Source organism: Benzoatithermus flavus, assembly GCF_037908215.1.
In the GTDB taxonomy this organism is placed as follows: Bacteria; Pseudomonadota; Alphaproteobacteria; order Geminicoccales; family Geminicoccaceae; genus Benzoatithermus; species Benzoatithermus flavus.
Genome location: NZ_JBBLZC010000001.1, coordinates 173935 through 189926 on the forward strand (window position 1 = coordinate 173935; position 15992 = coordinate 189926).

At 69.2% G+C, this 15992-nt stretch carries 16 protein-coding genes; 5 read left to right on the plus strand and 11 right to left on the minus strand.

The window, feature by feature from the left end; all coding sequences use genetic code 11:
- Positions 1 to 66 precede the first annotated feature (66 nt).
- The gene (locus U1T56_RS00785; RefSeq protein WP_418157521.1) at positions 67 to 540 is read right to left on the minus strand and encodes a P1 family peptidase; all 474 of its coding nucleotides are present in this window, start codon (positions 538 to 540) and stop codon (positions 67 to 69) included.
- 151 nt (positions 541 to 691) lie between these two features.
- On the opposite strand from U1T56_RS00785, the gene U1T56_RS00790 reads away from it, so the two are divergent.
- The 3 genes from U1T56_RS00790 to U1T56_RS00800 all read left to right on the plus strand — a co-directional run bounded on the left by U1T56_RS00790 (position 692) and on the right by U1T56_RS00800 (position 3511).
- Positions 692 to 1432, plus strand: coding sequence for a DUF2076 domain-containing protein (locus tag U1T56_RS00790; RefSeq protein ID WP_418157522.1), 741 nt, complete (start codon positions 692 to 694; stop codon positions 1430 to 1432).
- A 111-nt stretch (positions 1433 to 1543) separates the two neighbouring features.
- Positions 1544 to 2326 carry a 2-keto-4-pentenoate hydratase gene (locus U1T56_RS00795; RefSeq protein WP_418157523.1) on the plus strand — a complete coding sequence of 261 codons (783 nt, stop codon included), beginning with the start codon at positions 1544 to 1546 and terminating at the stop codon, positions 2324 to 2326.
- 111 nt (positions 2327 to 2437) lie between these two features.
- Positions 2438 to 3511: an endonuclease/exonuclease/phosphatase family protein gene (locus U1T56_RS00800; protein ID WP_418157524.1), complete on the plus strand. Its 1074-nt coding sequence runs from the start codon at positions 2438 to 2440 to the stop codon at positions 3509 to 3511.
- On the opposite strand, the gene U1T56_RS00805 is transcribed toward U1T56_RS00800, so the two are convergent.
- The 10 genes from U1T56_RS00805 to U1T56_RS00850 form a co-directional block, all read right to left on the minus strand.
- Positions 3481 to 4005, minus strand: coding sequence for a gamma carbonic anhydrase family protein (locus U1T56_RS00805; protein WP_418157525.1), 525 nt, complete (start codon positions 4003 to 4005; stop codon positions 3481 to 3483). The genes U1T56_RS00800 and U1T56_RS00805 overlap by 31 nt on opposite strands.
- 16 nt (positions 4006 to 4021) lie before the next feature.
- Complete coding sequence (locus U1T56_RS00810) at positions 4022 to 5545, minus strand: malonate--CoA ligase (protein ID WP_418157526.1); 1524 nt, start codon at positions 5543 to 5545, stop codon at positions 4022 to 4024.
- A gap of 293 nt (positions 5546 to 5838) precedes the next feature.
- Positions 5839 to 6903, minus strand: a complete 1065-nt coding sequence (locus tag U1T56_RS00815; protein ID WP_418157527.1) for a tartrate dehydrogenase — start codon at positions 6901 to 6903, stop codon at positions 5839 to 5841.
- Positions 6904 to 6976: 73 nt separating this feature from the next.
- A complete protein-coding gene (locus tag U1T56_RS00820) occupies positions 6977 to 7963 on the minus strand; it encodes an ABC transporter ATP-binding protein (RefSeq protein WP_418157528.1) in 987 nt (328 codons plus the stop codon).
- Positions 7960 to 8928, minus strand: coding sequence for an ABC transporter ATP-binding protein (locus U1T56_RS00825; protein ID WP_418157529.1), 969 nt, complete (start codon positions 8926 to 8928; stop codon positions 7960 to 7962). The genes U1T56_RS00820 and U1T56_RS00825 overlap by 4 nt, the downstream gene beginning before the upstream one ends.
- 1 nt (position 8929) lies before the next feature.
- Positions 8930 to 9310, minus strand: a complete 381-nt coding sequence (locus U1T56_RS00830) for a type II toxin-antitoxin system VapC family toxin (protein WP_418157530.1) — start codon at positions 9308 to 9310, stop codon at positions 8930 to 8932.
- A complete protein-coding gene (locus tag U1T56_RS00835) occupies positions 9307 to 9621 on the minus strand; it encodes a type II toxin-antitoxin system Phd/YefM family antitoxin (RefSeq protein ID WP_418157531.1) in 315 nt (104 codons plus the stop codon). Before U1T56_RS00835 ends, U1T56_RS00830 begins: the two co-directional genes overlap by 4 nt.
- A gap of 55 nt (positions 9622 to 9676) precedes the next feature.
- Positions 9677 to 10576: an oligopeptide ABC transporter permease OppC gene (oppC, locus tag U1T56_RS00840; protein ID WP_418157532.1), complete on the minus strand. Its 900-nt coding sequence runs from the start codon at positions 10574 to 10576 to the stop codon at positions 9677 to 9679.
- A 1-nt stretch (position 10577) separates the two neighbouring features.
- Positions 10578 to 11501 (minus strand): oligopeptide ABC transporter permease OppB, encoded by a 924-nt coding sequence (oppB, locus tag U1T56_RS00845; RefSeq protein ID WP_418157533.1) that lies wholly within the window; start codon positions 11499 to 11501, stop codon positions 10578 to 10580.
- A gap of 6 nt (positions 11502 to 11507) precedes the next feature.
- On the minus strand, positions 11508 to 13106 hold the full coding sequence (locus U1T56_RS00850; protein ID WP_418157534.1) for a peptide ABC transporter substrate-binding protein: 1599 nt from the start codon (positions 13104 to 13106) through the stop codon (positions 11508 to 11510).
- A gap of 178 nt (positions 13107 to 13284) precedes the next feature.
- Between U1T56_RS00850 and U1T56_RS00855 the strand changes: the two genes are divergently transcribed.
- Positions 13285 to 14232 (plus strand): nucleoside hydrolase, encoded by a 948-nt coding sequence (locus tag U1T56_RS00855; protein ID WP_418157830.1) that lies wholly within the window; start codon positions 13285 to 13287, stop codon positions 14230 to 14232.
- Positions 14233 to 14409: 177 nt separating this feature from the next.
- A complete protein-coding gene (locus tag U1T56_RS00860) occupies positions 14410 to 15963 on the plus strand; it encodes a Ppx/GppA phosphatase family protein (protein ID WP_418157535.1) in 1554 nt (517 codons plus the stop codon).
- Positions 15964 to 15992: the final 29 nt, after the last annotated feature.

The following is a 15992-nucleotide window of genomic DNA, read 5'->3' on the forward strand; positions in this document are numbered from 1 at the left end:
GCGAGGAGCGTGGCATGTAAGCTTCCGTCCACCCGACGGCGAACCTGTCGTTGCCGACTTTCTGGGCTACGAGGAGCATTCACCACCGGCGTCCACACTCCCACATGCAGGGGCGGCAAAAAAGCCCACATCATGACCGCCCGCATCATCGGCTGGAGCCATCTGCCGTTCGGCAAGCACGAAGGCCGCGATGTCGAGAGCCTGATCGTGGAGGCCGCGAACGCCGCACCCGCGGACACCGGGCTCGAGGGCTGGACGCATAAGGACGGCGAGCCAGCCCATGAGGCCGGAAGCCGCCTCGAGGCCGAAGGTCGAGCCGCCGGAGAGCGCTATCCCGTGCACCTCGCGTACGAGCCCGCCGAGTGCCAGGGCCGAAGCGTTGATCGTGCCGGTGGCACCGCCGCGTACGTCGACGGCCGCCATCGCCGCAGGCTCGGCGAGGATCGCCGTGACACCGGTGCGGGCCACAACGTCCTCGGCATTGCCGACGAGGAGTCCCTCGATGTCGGTCAGGCTGTTGCGCGGTCCCGGTCGGATCACGGCCTGCTCTCCTCGTAGGCACGTTCTCGTGACGCCCGCACGCGCCCGGGTGAAGCCCGTTTCATCATCCGGGAAGCGAATGGACAGCTATCAGGCGTACATAGTCCCGCAGCGAAGCGCCAGCGCGCCGCAAGAGGCGAGGAACCGAGCCATGACACCGCAAGAGCGCGAGCTGATCGAAGGCGTGATCCGGCGTGTCAACGAGGCGGCCGGGTCGACGCCGCCTCTCGACCCTGAAGCCGACCGGCTGATCCGCGACGGCCTCGGCCGGCAGCCGGCGGCCCTCTACCTGCTGGTCCAGGCCGTGCTGGTGCAGGACCAGGCGCTGCGACAGGCGCAGGCACGGATCGCTCAGCTCGAGGCCGACCTCGCCCGCGCACGCGAAGCGCCGCAGCCTGCGCCCGCTCCGGCCACGAGCTTCCTGCCGCCTGCCGGGACCACGAGCCCATGGGCGACGTCGCCACGGCCGGCCGCTCCGGCAACACCACCACCCCTACCCATGGCGCCCGCCATGCCCACGGGCCCGGCGATGCCGGCCACACCGGCCGCGGCAGCAGGGCCGTGGTCGCCGTTCGGCAGCGGCGGTGGCGGCTTCCTGCGCAATGCGCTGCAGACCGCGGCCGGGGTCGCCGGCGGGGCGCTGCTCGCGGAAGGCATCGGCTCCCTGCTGCACCATGGCTGGGGCAGCGGCTTCGTTCCACAGCAGCCGCAGACCGTGATCGAGGAGATCATCGTCGACCCGCAGCAGCAGGATGCCAGGCAGCACGAGCAGGCCGCCTTCGAGTCGGCGGGCGGCCTCTATCAGGACGCCCCCCCGGCCGGCGTCGATCCGGCGGTCTGGCCGGACGACGCTTCCGACCCGGGCAGCCAGGACGACGACACCTACGTCTGAGCCCGCAGCGACCTCTTCACGCGCTCGAGCGCCGTCGGCGCCGTCACCTCGGCCGAGGCTGGCAGCGTGGCGCGCGCCATGTCAAACTCGGGCGGCAGCGGGGAGAGCGGCATGCAGACGGAGGCCCTGACGGCAGCGGCCGAGACGGTGGTGGCGGCGAGGCTCGGCAGGCGGCGGCTCGGGCGGCTCCAAGCGCTCGAGCGGCTCGAGGACGGCTACGCGGTCCAGGCGGCGGCGAACGCCCGGCTCGAGGCCGTGCTCGGCCCGCGGGTCGGCCACAAGATCGGCGGCACCACGGCCGCGATGCGCCGCTACCTCAACGTGCCCGAGCCGATGGCGGGCGAGATCTTCACGGCACAGGCCCACCCCGACGGCGCTTCGGTCCGCCGCGACGACCATGTCCGGCTCGGGATCGAAACCGAGATCGCCGTCCGGCTCGGCCGCGACCTGCCGCCGCGCTCGGAGCCGTACCGCCGGGCCGACGTGGCGGAGGCGGTCGCGGCGGTCATGGCAGCGATCGAGCTGGTCGACGACCGCTACGAGGACTTCGCCACGATCGGCGCCGCCACCCTCATCGCCGACAACGCGTTCGACGCCGGCAGCATTCTGGGCGCGCCGGTGGCGGACTGGCGCGGCCTCGATCTCGGCCGTCTCGTGGCGCGGACCATCCGGGACGGGGTCGTGATCGCGGAAGGGACGAGCGATGCCCTCTACGGCCATCCCCTGGATGCGCTGGCCTGGCTCGCCGAGCGGCGCCGGATGCTGGGGCTCGGGCTCGCTGCCGGCAGCTTCGTGAGCCTCGGCAGCATCACGCCGGTGGCATGGGTGGAGGGACCCGCCCGCTACCGGATCGAGGTGGAGCGGCTCGGGGCGGTCGAGGTCGTAACCACGTAACGTTCGCGGCATCGTGTCAGCCTGGGACAGGCTGCCGCCGCGATCGGGCCTTGCCTTGCCAGTCGATCGCTGCGATGCGGTGGCGGACCCGTGTGGGAACGAGCGCCCCCGATGATGCTCTCGCCATGGACCGCCGAGCCGAATCGCACGCCCGGCCCGATGGACAAGGTCGTCGGCATCCTGCTCGGCGGCACCATCATCGCGCTTGCGCTGGCGACCCTCCTGTCGCTCCTCGCCCGTCACGGCTGGCTGCTCGACCTTCTGACGTTCGCCCGACAGCATCTGGTCGTGATCGGCCTCGTGCTGGCCGGGGCAGCGCTCCGGACGAAGCGCCGGCGCTGGGCGCTCGCCGCCGGGGCTCTTGCCGCCTGCAACCTCGTGCTGGTGCTGGCCCAGGCCGGTCCGGGCGCTCTCACGAGCCGCGCCTCGGCCTCGGGCGTCGAGCTTCGGGTGCTGACGCTCAACCTCCTGGCCGAGAACTACTACACCAAGCGGGTCGTGCGCTATCTCCGCGCCAGCGGTGCCGACATCGTGGCGCTGCAGGAGCTCACCCCCTACTGGGCGGAAAAGCTCGCGGAGCTTCAGGATATCTATCCTTATGTGAGCCCGCCGCTCCAGCCCTGGAAGTCGTCGTCGGTCATCCTGAGCCGGCATCCCTTCGTCGAGGCCGGCGCCATGCGCGCCCCGGCCGACACGGTGACCGGGAAATGGAACCGGCCGCTCCGGGCGGTGGTCGACGTCGGAAGCGAGCGGATCGCGGTCTATGTCGTCCACCCCGAGACGCCCCGCTCGTTGCAGCAGTGGCAGATGCGCAACCGCTACTTCGCCTGGCTCGGCGAGGAGGTGCGGCGGCTCGACGGCGAGCGGCCCCGGATCGTGCTCGGCGACTTCAACACCCCGCCCTGGTCGCCCTTCCTCCAGGATTTCGCGGCGGCAGCCGAGGTGCATCAGGCCGCAGCCGGCCTGCGTTGGCCGACGCGGCAGCCTCTGATCCTGGCACCCTATCTCTCCTGGCTCGGGGCACCGGTCGATCACATCCTGCTCTCGCCGGGGCTGGAAGCGGCCGCGTTCACGGTCGGCAGCGACGTGAAGTCGGACCACCTGCCGGTGATCGCGGATGTCTGGCTGCCGGCCCACCATGACGGGCCTTCGCCTCACCCCTCGGCGGCGAGACCCGCCCGGTAGCGCTTCCAGTTCCGGACGTACTTCGCCGTGCCGGCGTGGATGCGCTCGATCTGCTCGGGCCGCACCTCGCCCACGATCTTGCCGGGAATGCCCATGACGAGGGAGTTGTCCGGGATCTCCTTACCCTCGGGGATCAGCGCCTTGGCGCCGATCAGACAGTTCCGGCCGATCCTGGCTCCGTTCAAGACGACGGCGCCGATGCCGATCAGGGAGCCCTCGCCGATGGTGCAGCCGTGCAGCATGGCCTGGTGGCCCACGGTGACGTTCGGGCCGATCGTGAGCGGGAAGCCGGGGTCGGTGTGGCAGATGCAGCCGTCCTGGACGTTGCTGCCGCGGCCCACGGTGATGAGCTCGTTGTCGCCCCGGAGCACGGCCCCCCACCAGACCGAGGCGCCGGTCTCGAGCCGCACCTTGCCGATTACGACCGCAGTAGGAGCGATCCAGAACTCCTCGCTCTCGGTCTCGGGCCCGACCCCGTCCAGCCTGTAACGCATCGCGTTCTCCCCTCTCTCAGGCCTTGCCGGCATAGAGTCCGGCATGGGCCTGGCGCAGCAGGTTCTTCTGCACCTTGCCCATGGCGTTGCGCGGCAGCTCGTCCGTGAACAGCACGCGCTTGGGCACCTTGAAGCCGGCAAGCTGCGCCTTGCAGGCGGCGATCACCGCGGCCTCGTCCGGGGCGGCACCGGGCTTCGGCTTGATCACCGCGGTCACGGCCTCGCCGAGATCCGGGTGCGGCAGGCCGACCACGGCCGATTCGACCACGCCCGGCAGCTCGTCGATCACGGCCTCGACCTCGCTCGGATAGACGTTGAGCCCGCCCGTGATGACGAGGTCCTTGGCCCGGCCGACGAGGGTGAGATAGCCGTCCTCGCTCATGAGGCCGAGGTCGCCCGTGCGGAACCAGCCGTCCGCGGTGAACTCCTCCTCGTTCTTCTCGGGAGCGCGCCAGTAGCCTTTGAAGACGTTGGGGCCCTTGACCAGCACCGCGCCCACCTCGCCGGGCTTACACTCGCGGTCGGCCTCGTCCACGATCCTGACCTGCGAGCCCGGCAGCGGCCGGCCGACGCTGCCGGGGCGGCGCTCGCCATGGAGCGGGTTCGAGGTGTGCATCAGGATCTCGCTCATGCCGTAGCGCTCGAGAATGCGCTGGCCCGTCCGGCGCTCGAACGCACGATGGGTCTCGGCGAGGAGCGGGGCCGAGCCCGAGACGAACAGGCGGACGTGCGCGGCCTGCGCCGGGCCGAAGTCGGGCTGGTCGAGGAGACGGGTGTAGAAGGTGGGCACACCCATCATCACGGTGGCGCGCGGCAGGAGCTCCATCACCCTCTGCACGTCGAACCGCGGCAGCCAGAGCATCGCGGCACCGGCGAGGAGCGTGCAGTGGCAGGCGACGAACAGGCCGTGCGCGTGGAAGATCGGCAGCGCGTGCAGGAGGACGTCCTGATCGCCGAAGCCCCAGGCCTCTACGAGAACCTGCGCGTTCGAGGCGAGATTGCCGTGGGAGAGCGGGGCACCTTTGGGCCTGCCGGTGGTGCCCGAGGTGTAGAGCATGGCGGCGAGATCGTCGCTGCCGCGCGGCACGGGCTCGAAGTCGGCGGGCTCGGCCTCGGCGCGTGCCGGCAGGCTGCCCTGGCCTGCGGCATCGAGGGTGAGCACGGTCTTCACCCCCGTCTGCACGGCCACGGGCTGCAGCTCCGGGATGCGTGCAGGGTCGGTGACGAAGATCGCGGGCTCGGCGTTGCCCAGCATGTAGCCGACCTCGCCCGCCTGGTAGGCCGGGTTCATCGGCAGCGCCACGAGGCCGGCGCGTAAAGAGGCGAGATAGAGGAAGAGCGCTTGCGGCGACTTCTCGACATGGAACGCCACCCGATCGCCGGGTTCGGCACCGGCGGCCCGGAGCACCCGGGCGTAGCGCGCGGTCGCGGCGTCGAGCTCGGCGTAAGAGATGGTGCGGCCGTCCCCGGTCTCGATCACGACCCTGCCGCGGTCGACGGGATAACGGCTCTGGATCAGGGCGAAGAAGGACTGCTGCATGACCGGGCACCACCGAAGGGAATCTGCTGCCACGCCGTGGGCGGATCGCTCCTAGCACCGGGCGACGTGCTTGTCGAAGCGGCCGTGGGGCGAGGATGGAGAGCGGGCCCGCGCCGGCGGGTGCAGCCAAGCGCCCGTTCGAGAAGAAGGTCCGCGTGGGTCGCCTGAAGGGCGGTGAGGGTGGCGTCGAACGCCGTGGCCGCGCATTCAGGAAGGGGCATCCCGTTCCTGAAAGCAGCGACAAAGCCTCCATGGTGGCGCGGAGGGGAAGCGCCGCTTTCCCTCCGCTTCCCTCAGCCGATCTCGGCCGCGATCGCCTTGCCCTGCTCCTCGGTGCTGGCGCTTCCGCCCATGTCGCGGGTGAGCACACGGCCGCTCTTCAGGATGCGCTCGATGGCAGCGACGATGGCGGCACCCGCCTCGGGGTAGCCGAGATGGTCGAGCAGCATGGCGCCGGACCAGATCTGGCCGATCGGGTTGGCGATGCCTTGGCCCGCGATGTCGGGCGCCGAGCCGTGGACCGGCTCGAACATCGAGGGCCAGCGGCGCTCGGGATTGAGGTTGGCGGAGGGTGCGATACCGATCGTGCCGGTGACGGCGGGACCGAGGTCGGAGAGAATGTCGCCGAACAGGTTCGAGCCCACCACCACGTCGAAGCGCTCCGGGCAGCGGACGAAGTGCGCGGTCAGGATGTCGATGTGGTACTGGTCGAGGCGGACGTCGGGGTAGGCCGTCGCCATCGCCTTCACCCGCTCGTCCCAAAACGGCATGGTATGGATGATGCCGTTGGACTTGGTGGCGGAGGTGAGGTGGCGCTTCGGGCGGCTCCGTGCCAGCTCGAAGGCGTAGCGCAGGATCCGGTCGACGCCGAAGCGGGTGAAGATGCTCTCCTGCACCGCCATCTCGCGCTCGGTGCCGGCGTAGAGGCGGCCGCCGATCTCGGAATACTCGCCCTCGACGTTCTCGCGGACGATGAGGAAGTCGATGTCGCCGGGCTTCTTGCCGGCGAGCGGGCATGGCACGCCCTCGAACAGGCGTACGGGGCGCAGGTTGACGTACTGCTCGAAGCGGCGGCGGATCGGAATCAGAAGACCCCAGAGCGAGACGTGGTCCGGAACCGTGGGCCAGCCGACGGCGCCGAGGAAGATGGCGTCGAAGCTGGCGAGCCGGTCGATGCCGTCCTCGGGCATCATGCGGCCGTGGCGCTCGTAATGGCCGCAGCCCCAGTCGAACTCGGTGAACGCGAGGTCGATGTCGAAGCGCTTCGCCGCCATCTCGAGCGCCCGCAGGCCCTCGGGCACGACCTCCTGGCCGATGCCGTCGCCGGCGATCACGGCGATGCGATGCTGGCCGCCCATGCTGGTCCCCTCCCCTTCGTCGGTCGGCCGGCATCATAGAGGCACGGGTACCCGCAGCGAAGGGGGGGTCGGCTCAGGTCTCGCGCCAGTAGTGGCAGGCCGCCTCGTGGCCGGGCTCGACGGTCTCGAGCGGCGGCACGACGCGGGCGCAGAGCTCGGTGGCATGCGGGCAGCGGGTGCGGAAGACGCAGCCCGAAGGCGGGTTCAGGGGCGAAGGGAGATCGCCCTTGAGCACGATGCGGCGGCGGTTCTTCTCGAGCATAGGATCGGGCAGCGGCACGGCCGAAATCAGGGCCTGGGTGTAGGGGTGGCGCGGGTTCTCGTAGAGCTGGTCGCGATCGGCGATCTCGGCGACACGGCCGAGATAGAGCACCATCATCCGGTGGCAGATGTGGCGGACCACGGCGAGATTGTGGCTGATGAAGATGAGGGACAGGCCGAACTCGCGCTGGAGGTCCATGAGCAGGTTGACGATCTGCGCCTGGATCGAGACGTCGAGTGCCGAGACCGGCTCGTCGCAGACGATGAGCTTGGGTCTCAGGATCATGGCGCGTGCAATCCCGATGCGCTGGCACTGGCCGCCCGAGAACTCGTGCGGGTAGCGGTTGATCATCTGCGGCAGGAGGCCCACCGCACGCATCATCGCCTGCACACGGCTCCTGACCTCGGTGCGCGGCAGCTTCGGCTCGTGGGTCCGCAAGGGCTCGGCGATGATCTCGCCGATGGGCATGCGGGGGTCGAGGCTCGCGAGCGGGTCCTGGAAGATGATCTGGAGGTCGCGCCGGTAGCGGCGCAGCCGGCTCGTGTCGAGCCCGGTCAGGTTGTGGCCGAGCCAGGTGACCTGGCCCGCCGTGGGCGGGATGAGCTGGAGCACGGCCCGGCCGAGCGTGGATTTGCCGCAGCCCGATTCGCCGACGATGCCGAGCGTCTCGCCTTGCGCGAGGTCGAAGGAGACGCCGTCCACGGCCTTGAGCGGCACCCAGCGCCGGCGCAGGATCCCGCCCGCCGGGACGGGAAAGTGGACCTTGAGGTCGCGGACGGAGAGGATCGGAGAGGTCATGGAATGGCCTCGAGATGGCAGGACTTGGCGTGCACGGGGCCGTAAGGAGAGAGCGGCGGGCGCTCGATGCGGCAGCGGTCGTAGACGTAGGGGCAGCGGTCGGCGAAGACGCAGCCCGCGGGCAGGCGCTGCAGGTTGGGCGGCTGGCCCGGAATGGTCGGCAGCCTCGCGCCCACCGTCTCGTCGAGGCGCGGCGTCGAGAGCAGCAGGCCTTTGGTGTAGGGGTGCTGCGGGTGGGCGAAGAGATCCGCGGCCGGCGCGGTCTCGACGACGCGGCCGGCGTACATGACCATGACGCGCTCGCACAAGCCCGCGACCACGCCGAGATCGTGGGTGATGAGGGCTATCGCCATGCCGAGCTCGCGCTTGAGGCGGGCGAGGAGCTCGAGGATCTGGGCCTGGACGGTGACATCGAGCGCGGTCGTGGGCTCGTCGGCAATCAGAAGATCGGGCTCGCACAAAAGGGCCATCGCGATCATCACGCGCTGGCGCATCCCGCCCGAGAACTCGTGCGGGTACATGTCGAAGCGGCGGGCAGCCTCGGGGATGCCGACGAGATCGAGCATCCCGATGGCGCGCTTTCTGGCCTCGGTCTCGCCCATGCCCTTGTGCTCGCGCAGGACCTCGGTCATCTGGCGCGAGATCCTGAGAAACGGGTTGAGCGAGGTCATCGGATCCTGGAAGATCATCGCGATTTTCGCACCGCGGATCGCGTTCAGGCGCCTGGCCGGGAGGTTCAGGATCTCCTGGCCGCGGTAGCGGGCCGAGCCCGTGCTGCGGCCGTTCTTGGCGAGAAGGCCCATGATCGAGAGGAAGACCTGAGTCTTGCCGGAGCCGCTCTCGCCGACCACGCCCAGGCTCTCGCCGGCAGCGATCGTGAAACTCACGTGATCCGCCGCGAGCACCTCGCCGTCGGGTGTGGCGAAACGGGTGGTGAGATCCTGGACCTCGAGGACGGGGGTCATGTCAGGCTTCCAGGAGGAGGACACGGTAGCGCCAGAAGACGCGGTCGCTGGTGACGAGCGTCAGGCCTTCGAGCCGGGCCTGGGCGATCAGCATCCGGTCGAAAGGGTCGTTGTGGTGGAGCGGCAGAGATGCCGCCTCAAGGCTGTACCGGGCGGTCACGGGCAGCTCGACGAAGCCTTGCGCCGCTACGGCGGCCAACATGGCCGCATCCTCGAAACGGAGCTTGCCCTTGGCGCGCTTGATCGCCAGCTCCCATAAGTTGACGGCGCTGAAATAGACTTCGTGATTGGGGTCGTTGATGGCGGCGTAGGCGGCCGGCCCAAGACGCTCCGGCTCGACGACGAACCAGTAGAGCGCGTTCGAGTCCAGGAGGAGCCTCAAGCGTCGGCATCCTCTGGCGCCTGCCCTTTAACCCGCATGTCCTCCAGACAATCGTCGAGCTTGGAGGGAAAGCGGGGGTCACCCTCGTAGAACAGGCGCTCGAGCTCGGGATCGGGGTCCCAGGCGTCCGGGGCGGCCCAAGCCTGACCACGCAGAATGCCGGGCTTGCGCTCCTTTGGCAGCTCAGCGAAAGGCACGAGCTTCGCCACTGGCTTGCCGGCGCGGGCGATCACGATCTCTTCGCCCTTCTCCACCTCCTCGAGCAGGCTCGAGAGGTTGGTCTTGGCGGCATGGATGTTGACGGTGCGCATGAGGCCTCCAGCAAAGCCTAGCTAAGCTTAGCTCATGCTTGCCGCAAGGCCAAGCTCAGCGGTCCTTGGGGTCGAGGGCGTCGCGCAGGCCGTCGCCGATGAAGTTGAAGGCGAAGAGGGTGACGGCGAGAAAGATGGCCGGGAAGATCAGCATCCAGGGGGCGCTTTCCATCTGGCCCGCACCCTCGGAGATCAGCACACCCCAGGAGGTGTAGGGCTCCTGCACGCCGAGGCCGAGAAAGGAGAGGAAGCTCTCGGTGATGATGACCTCGGGCACGGTGAGGGTGACGTAGACGACGACGGGGCCGAGCACGTTCGGGATGATGTGGCGCAGCACGATGCGCCAGTTGGAGACACCGGCGGCGTGCGCCGCCTCGATGAACTCCTTGCGCTTCACCGAAAGGGTCTGGCCGCGGACGATGCGCGCCATGGTCAGCCATTCGACCGCGCCGAGCGCGATGAAGAGCAGAAAGATGTTCCGGCCGAACACCACCATCAGGATGATGACGAAGAACATGAACGGCAGCGAGTAGAGGATGTCGACGAAGCGCATCATCGCCTCGTCGACCTTGCCGCCGACGAAGCCCGCGACGGCGCCGTAGAGCACCCCGATGACGAGGCTCACCAGCGTCGCCGCCACGCCGACCGCGAGCGAGACGCGGGCACCGTAGAGGACACGCACGAACAGGTCGCGGCCGTTGTTGTCGGTGCCGAACCAGTGGCCGGTGGCGAGGTCGGGCGGGGCCGCGATCAGGTCCCAGTTGATCTCGTCGAAGGCATAGGGGCTGAGCCAGGGTGCCAAGATCGCGGCTGCCGTGATCAGGGCCAGCACCACCATCGAGACCACGGCGGCACGGTTCCGGAAGAGGCGCCGGCGCGCGTCCTGCCACAAGGAGCGGCCTTCCACCTCGCCCGCCTGGGCGAGGAGGTCGGCATGGGCTTGCCCGGACAGCATGTCAGTCGTGCCTCACCTTGGGATCGAGGAGGCCGTAGACGAGGTCGACCACGAGATTGAGCGTGATGATGAGCGCGGCGTAGACGATGACCACACCCATGACCACGGTGTAGTCGCGGTCCAGGGCGGCCTGCACGAAGTAGCGGCCGATCCCGGGAATGCTGAAGATCGATTCGATCACGACCGAGCCCGTGAGCAGCGCTGCCGTCATCGGCCCGAGATAGGAGACGACGGGGAGCATGGCGCCGGGGAGCGCATGCCGCAGGAGTACCAGCCGCTCGCGCAGGCCCTTGGCGCGGGCGGTGCGGACATGGTTGGCGTGAAGCTGCTCGATCATGGCTCCCCGCGCGAGCCGCGCCACGCGGGCAACCTGCGGCAGGGCCAGGGCGATCACGGGCAGGATCAGGAACTTCGGGGCGCCACCGCCCCAGCCGCCCACCGGCAGCCAGCCGAGATAGACACCGAAGATCAGGGTCAAAAGCGGCGCCATGACGAAGTTCGGGATCGCGATTCCGATCATGGCGAGGCCCATGGCGGTGTAGTCGACCCAGGTGTTCTGCCGGAGCGCCGCCACGATCCCGGCCGTGAGGCCCAGGGTCGTGGCCAGGATCACGGCGAGCCCGCCGACCTTGATCGAGGCCGGAGCCCCCTCGGCGAGGAGCTCCGTCACGGTGAAGTCCTTGGTGCGGTAGGAGGGGCCGAAGTCGCCTTTGAGCACGCCGCCGAGATAGCGCGCGTACTGCTGCCACAAGGGCTCGTCGAGATGGTAGGCGCGCTCGATGTTGGCACGGATCTCGGGTGGGATGGGCCGCTCCTGGTCGAACGGCCCGCCCGGTGCGAGGCGCATCATGTAGAAGCTCGAGGTGACGATGAGAAAGAGCGTCGGCACGCTCACGAGCAGCCGACGCAGCACGTGCCGGGACACGGGGGCTCAGCCTTCGAGCCACATCCAGCGCGAGCGGTGGATGTGCTTGGTGTTGTCGACGTAGCCCTTGAGCCTCTGCGAGACCAGCGCCTTCGAAACGTAGTAGTAGATCGGGATCCAGGCATCGGCGTCGATCGCGATCTTCTCGGCCTGGTGCATCAGCTCCATGCGCTTGCCCTGATCCCGGATCCGGCCCTGCTCCAGCATCAGCCGGTCGAACTCGGGGTCGCTGAACTGGCCGTAGTTCATGGGGCCGGTCCGGGTCTCGAGCAGCGAGAGGAAGTTCTGCGGGTCGTTGTAGTCGGCGACCCAGGCCGCGCGCGCCACGTCGAGCTGGTGCTGCTTGAGCATGTCGTAGTGGACCTTGGCCTCGCGGTTCACGAGCTCGGCCTGCACGCCGATCTGCTTCCACATCGCCTGGACCGCGACCGCGATCCGCTTGTGGTTCTCCGACGTGTTGTAGGCGAGCTCGAGCTTCAAGGGCTTGTCGGGTCCGAACCCGGCCTGCTTCAGAAGCTCCTTGGCCTTGGCCTGACGCTCCTTGAGCGGCAGCTTCGACCAGTCCGGCGCGTAAGGCTGTCCGTACTCGCCGGTACCGGGCGGCACCACGCCGTAGGCCGGCAGCTCACCGGTCTTGAGCACCTTGTCGGTGATCGCCTCGCGGTCGACGGCGAGCGAGAGGGCGCGCCGCACGTCGGGATTGTCGAACGGCGGCTTCTTCACGTTGATGGGGTAGTAATAGGTGCCGAGATAGGGATGGATCCGGGTCTCCTTGGGCAGCTCGCGCTTCAGGAAGTCGATCTGCTCGGAGGCGAAGTCGTCGGCATAGTCGATCTCGCCCGCGCGGAACCGCTTGGTGACGGCGTTCCTGTCCTCGTCGGGATAGTAGATCACCTTGTCGATCTTGACGTTGGCGGCATCGTAGAAGTTCGGGTTCCTGGCCGAAACCACGCGCGCGTGCGGCGTCCATTCGGTGACGTAGAAAGCACCGTTGCTCACGAAGTTGCCGGGCTTGACCCAGTCCTGCCCCTTCGCCTCGATCACGTGCCTGGGCACAGGGAACGCCGTGTAGTGGGTCAGAAGCTCGAGGAAGTAGCCGGTGGGTCCTTCGAGCGTGATCTCGAGCGTGCGATCGTCGATCGCCCGCACGCCCAGGTTCTCCATCCCCTTCATCTCGCCGGAATTCAGCTTGGCGGCGTTCTTGATCGGGTTCAGGATGTAGGCGTACTCGGCCGCCGTGGCCGGATCGATGATGCGGCGGAAGGAGTAGACGAAGTCCTCGGCGGTGACGGGCCGGCCGTCGGACCATTTGTGGTCGCGGAGCTTGAAGGTGTAGGTCAGGCCGTCGTCGCTGATGGTCCAGCTCTCGGCGGCACCCGGAATGGGCTTGGCGTCGGCGGCGTCGGTCATGAGGCCCAGAAAGGCGTCGCCGACGATGTAGTTCTCCCAGGTGCCCGAGACCATGTGCGGGTCGAGGCTCTTGGGCTCGCCCATCGTCGCCATGCGGTAGACCATCTCGGCACGGGCAACGCCATGGCCCGCGAGCGAGAGCGCTGCGAACGCGATCGCGGTGGCCGCCGCGGCGCGCAGCTTGCCTGAACTCATGTCTCCTACCTCCAAACCCTGGTGGCTTTCTTCCGGCTTGTCGCCGGTTTTCCGCGCATGGAGCCTAGGACTACCATGACATGGCCGCAATCTCGAAAGGTGGGATCAAGCGGACTGGCCTTTTCGGGGCGGCTGGCCCATCTTGCCGCCGCGCAACCCCGAGCTGAAGCTGATCGCCATGCCCTTGCATCGCATCATCCTCGACTGCGATCCCGGCCAGGACGACGCCTTGGCCATCCTCCTCGCCCTCGCCTCGAGGGAGGAGATCGAGGTGCTGGCGATCACCACGGTCGCCGGCAACGTGCCGCTGCCGCTCACGAGCCGGAACGCGCGACAGATCGTCGAGCTCGCCGGCCGGAGCGACGTTCCGGTCCATGCCGGCTGTGTCAGGCCGATCCTGCGCCCGCTCGAGACGGCGGAGTACGTCCACGGCAAGACCGGCCTCGACGGCGCCGAACTCCCCGAACCGCGCCTGCCGCTGACATCCGGCCACGCGGTCGACGTGATCGTGGAGACGCTCCTGCGCGAGCCGGCGGGGACGGTGACGCTCTGCCCGACGGGACCACTCACCAACATCGCGCTCGCCATGATCAAGGAGCCGGCGATCGTGCCGCGCATCCGGCAGATCGTGCTGATGGGCGGAGCGATCGAGCTCGGCAACACGACGCCCGCCGCCGAGTTCAACATCTACGTCGATCCACACGCCGCCGCCGTCGTGTTCGAATCGGGCGCCCCCATCGTCATGCACGGGCTCGACGTGACCCACAAGGCGCTGGTAACGGACGAGCGCCTCGCCCGGATCGGGGCGATCGGCACGCCGGTGGCCAAGGCCTGCGTGGGCCTCCTGGGCTTCTTCAACCGCTACGACCGCGACCGCTACCACATCCCCGGAGCGCCGCTACACGATCCTTGCGTCATCGCCTGGCTGATCCGCCCGGAGCTGTTCTCGGGCAAGCGCTGCCGAGTGGAGATCGAGACCGAAGGCCGCCACACGATCGGCCGCACGGTCGTGGACTGGTGGCACCGGATCGACCAGCCCGAACGACCGGCCAACGCGCTCGTCGTCAACGACATCGATGCGGACGGGTTCTTCGATCTCCTGACCGAGCGGCTGGCTCGGCTCTGAGGCGCCGCTCGGAAGCGCTCGCGTCAAGGGTTCGTCAATGGTACCAGGCACCATTCGTATTCGTTGACGCTGCCGAACGGCGCTTCAGCGGAGCGCGGCGACGCCGACAGATGCCGGGTTAGCCAACCCTGCCCGTTCTGTTAACGTATCTCGGGTCGTGGCAGAGGGAGCAGGCGGATGGCGCGAAAACGGGCGGACATCCTCGACCGGGCTCAGGAGCAGCCGCGCGGGCTCGTGCCCGAGCAGGTGCCACGGCCCGAGCGGCCGCACTACGCCGTCGTCGACATCGGCTCCAATTCCGTCCGGCTCGTGGTCTACGACCAGCTCGGCCGGGCACCCTTCCCGCGCTTCAACGAGAAGTCGCTCTGCCGCCTCGCGGCCGGGCTCGACGAGACCGGCGAGCTGCCGGCAGAGGGCTTCCGGCGCACGGTCGAGGCGGTCCGGCGCTTCCATGCCATCGCCGATGCCATGCAGGTCGCCCGGATCGACGTGCTCGCGACCGAGGCGGTGCGCCGGGCGACGAACGGCCCGGACCTCGTGGCGGCGATCCGCGAGCAGACCGGGCTTGCGGTCCGTGTCCTGAGCGGCGAGGAGGAAGCCCGCTACGCCGGGCTGGGAGTCATCGCCGGCTTCTACCGACCCGTCGGCCTCGTCGGCGACATGGGCGGCGGCAGCCTCGAGGTGATCGAAGCGCTCGAGGACCGGGTGGGCGAGCAGGCCGTGAGCCTGCCCTTGGGGGCCCTGCCGGTCCAGTCGCTGCTGGCGCGGCACGGCAAGGACGCCAGGGAGCACGTCGATGCGCTCCTCGCGGCACGGCTGCCCCCGGCTCTGATCGAGCCCGTCTTCCACGCCGTCGGCGGCGGCTGGCGCGCGCTCGCCAAGGCACACATGGCGGCCGGAAAAGCGCCTGTGCGCGTGGTGCACGGCTACACCATCGACGGCAGGGAGGCTCGGGCGTTCGCGAAGCGGCTGTGGCGCCTGCCCCCGGAGAAGCTCGCCGAGCTGCCGGGCGTGCCGGCGCGGCGGGTGCCCACCCTCGCGGCCTCTGCCCTCGTCATGGATCGCGTGCTCAAGCGCCTGGACTCGGAACGGGTGGTGTTCTCGGCTTTGGGCGTGCGCGAAGGCTGGCTCCTGATGCAGCTTCCCGAGGAGGAGCGCCGGCTCGACCCGTTGATCGAGGGTGCGTGCATCCTGGGCAGGCCTCTCGCGCGCGTCCCCGACTTCGGGGACGCGCTCGCCCGCTGGACCGAGCATCTGTTTCCGGGCGAGACCGCGGCCGACCGGCGGCTCCGGGTCGCGGCCTGCGCGCTCTCCGACATCGCCTGGCGCGATCATCCGGACGTGCAGGGCATCGAGAGCTTCCACCGTCTGCTCCAGTTCCCGTTCATCGGCATCGACCATCGGGAGCGGGTCTTTCTCGCGGCGGCGGTCCATGCCCGCTATCCCGGCCGGCTGGACGATCCGTGGCTCCAGCCCGCCATCGGCCTGCTCGCGCCGAGCGCCCGGCGGCGTGCCCAGATCCTGGGTCGCACCATGCTCCTGGGCTACAGGATCTCGGGCAGCGTGCCCGAGATCCTGGCTCGGGCCGGGCTGCGGATCGAGGCCGATCGCGTGCGACTCGAGGTGGCGCGTGCGGCGCGCGTGCCCGACAGCGAGGTCGTGGCGGACCGCCTCAGGCTGCTCGCGGACGCGATCGGCGTGCGCCGCACGGAGATCGTCGAGGCTGCCTGACACCGAGGCCTCGACGCCGGCCTCGCCTT